1 protein-coding gene is annotated in these 2,722 nt (G+C 39.8%); it reads right to left on the bottom strand.

What is annotated here, in order from left to right:
- On the bottom strand, nucleotides 1-2,722 hold a 2,722-nt coding region (locus tag MHM83_RS16115), incomplete at both ends, for an HYR-like domain-containing protein (RefSeq protein ID WP_239180890.1).

A 2,722-nucleotide genomic window follows, 5' to 3' on the forward strand; every position in this document is an offset into this window, starting at 1 on the left:
CGTATATTCTGATGCACATATATCGTCTTGTCCTGAAAATTCTTCTGAGTAATTCACAGTTACAGAAGTATCACAGTTATCTGTTGCGGTTAATACCGCTGCTGCTGGAATTGTATCACAACTTACTATTGCATCTGCTGGTAATTCCTCTACAAACTCTGGAGCCGTAGTATCTTCAACTGTTACTACTTGAGTGTGTGATGTACTATTACCTGCACAATCTTGAACTGCCCAAGTTCTTGTAATCGTATATTCTGATGCACATATATCGTCTTGTCCTGAAAATTCTTCTGAGTAATTCACAGTTACAGAAGTATCACAGTTATCTGTTGCGGTTAATACCGCTGCTGCTGGAATTGTATCACAACTTACTGTTGCATCTGCTGGTAATTCCTCTACAAATTCGGGTGCTACTGTGTCTTCTACTGCGATTACTTGGATATGAGTAGTCGTGTTTCCTGAACAATCTAATACTGTCCATTTTCTTGTAATCAAATATTCTGATCCACAAGCATCGTCATCTCCACTGGTTACTTCACTTGGAATTACTGTCACAGAAACATCACAGTTATCGGTTGCTGTTAAGGTTTCCATTACTGGAATATTATCACAACTTACTGTAATTTCTGCCGCTGGTAAAGTCTCTACAAATTCTGGCGCTACTGTATCTTCTACAGTAATTACCTGAATGTGGGTAGTCGTGTTTCCTGAACAATCTGATACGGTCCATTTTCTTGTAATCAAATATTCTGATCCACAAGCATCATCATCTCCACTGGTTACTTCGCTTGGAATTACCGTTACTGATGCATCACAATTATCTGTCGCTGTTAAAGTTTCCATCACTGGAATGTTATCACAACTTACAGTGATTTCTGCTGCTGGTAAAGTCTCTACAAATTCTGGTGCTACTGTGTCTTCTACAGTAATTACCTGAATATGTGTTGTAGTGTTTCCTGAACAATCTGATACGGTCCACTTTCTTGTAATCAAGTATTCTGATCCACAAGCATCGTCATCTCCACTGGTTACTTCACTTGGAATTACTGTCACAGAAGCATCACAATTATCGGTCGCTGTTAAGGTTTCCATTGCTGGAATGTTATCACAACTTACGGTGATTTCTGCCGCTGGTAAAGTCTCTACAAATTCTGGTGCTACTGTGTCTTCTATAGTGAACTTAGCTGAAGTTGTATTTACAGTGTTTCCACAAGCATCTTTTGCTGTAAAAACCACCTCTACTTCTCCTGTAAAACTACAGGTGTATGTTAAAGCTGTATAATTATTACTCCATGTTACAATACTACAATCATCTGTCGCTGTCGCTCCTCCATTAGTTGCTAACCAATTATTTAACTCTGTTATGTTTCCTGCTCCATCACACTCTACAGTTTTATCTGATGGCTGCTGAGTTATTGTGGGTGCTGTTTCATCTTTAATTAAATATCCTGCTGTTGTAGTACTAAAGTTTCCACAAGCATCTGTTGCTGTAAAAGTTACTGTGATATAACTTCCATCACATTTTACAGAGGTATCATTCCCATAATTATTGGTCCATGTTACAGTACTACAGTTATCGGTTGCTGTAGCTCCTGCATTACTATTCAACCAATCTTGTAACGTAGTTTCTGTATCTCCTACTCCACATTCTATGTCTATATTATTTTTGTTTGTTTCGTCTATAATTGGTGCAGTATTGTCTTTAACTGTTATTGTTTGAACTTTTTCAGTTGTATTCCCGCAGTTATCAGTAAGACTCCATGTACGAGTAACTATTACTTCTCCTTCACAGGTTCCTGCCGATTCTACATCACTATAACTAGCGTCTAAAGTTGTATCACAATTGTCCGATTCATTGGTAACATCTCCAGTGATTCCAATACTAGCATCATAAGTACAATTATCATCTTTGTAAATTGTAATATCTACTGGTACTGTAAAATCTGGTTTGGTAATATCCGTTACCGTGATGGTTTGGGTATGACTTACGGTGTTACCACAATTATCGGTTGATTCCCATTGACGTACGATTTCTCCACAGCCGTCTACTACCGTATTGCTTACTTCGGTAAAGATTACATCTACTACACTATCACAATTATCGGTTGCAGTGATGGTTGGTACTGCTGGTATAGCTTCACAGTCGACACTTACATCGGCTGGTGTTGCTGATAATACGGGTGCTGTAGTATCGGTTACTGTAATGGTTTGTGTATGACTTACCGTGTTGCCACAGTTGTCGGTTGATTCCCACTGACGTACAATTTCTCCACAGCCGTCTACTACCGTATTGCTTACCTCAGTAAAGACTACATCTACTACGCTATGGCAGTTATCGGTTGCGGTAATGGTTGGTACTGCTGGTATAGCTTCACAGTCCACACTTACATCGGCTGGTGTTGCTGATAATACAGGCGCAGTGGTATCGGTTACCGTGATGGTTTGTGTATGACTTACCGTGTTGCCACATTTGTCGGTTGATTCCCATTGACGTACAATCTCTCCACAGCCATCTACTACTGTATTGTTTACTTCGGTAAAGATTACATCTACTACGCTATCGCAATTATCGGTTGCAGTGATAGTTGGTACTGATGGTATGGCTTCACAGTCGACACTTACATCGGCTGGTGTTGCTGATAATACAGGTGCTGTAGTATCGGTTACTGTGATGGTTTGTGTATGACTTACGGTGTTACCACAGTTGTCGGTTGATTCCCAT

It is taken from the genome of Tenacibaculum sp. Mcav3-52 (assembly GCF_022347665.1).
Lineage (GTDB): Bacteria > Bacteroidota > Bacteroidia > Flavobacteriales > Flavobacteriaceae > Polaribacter > Polaribacter mesophilus.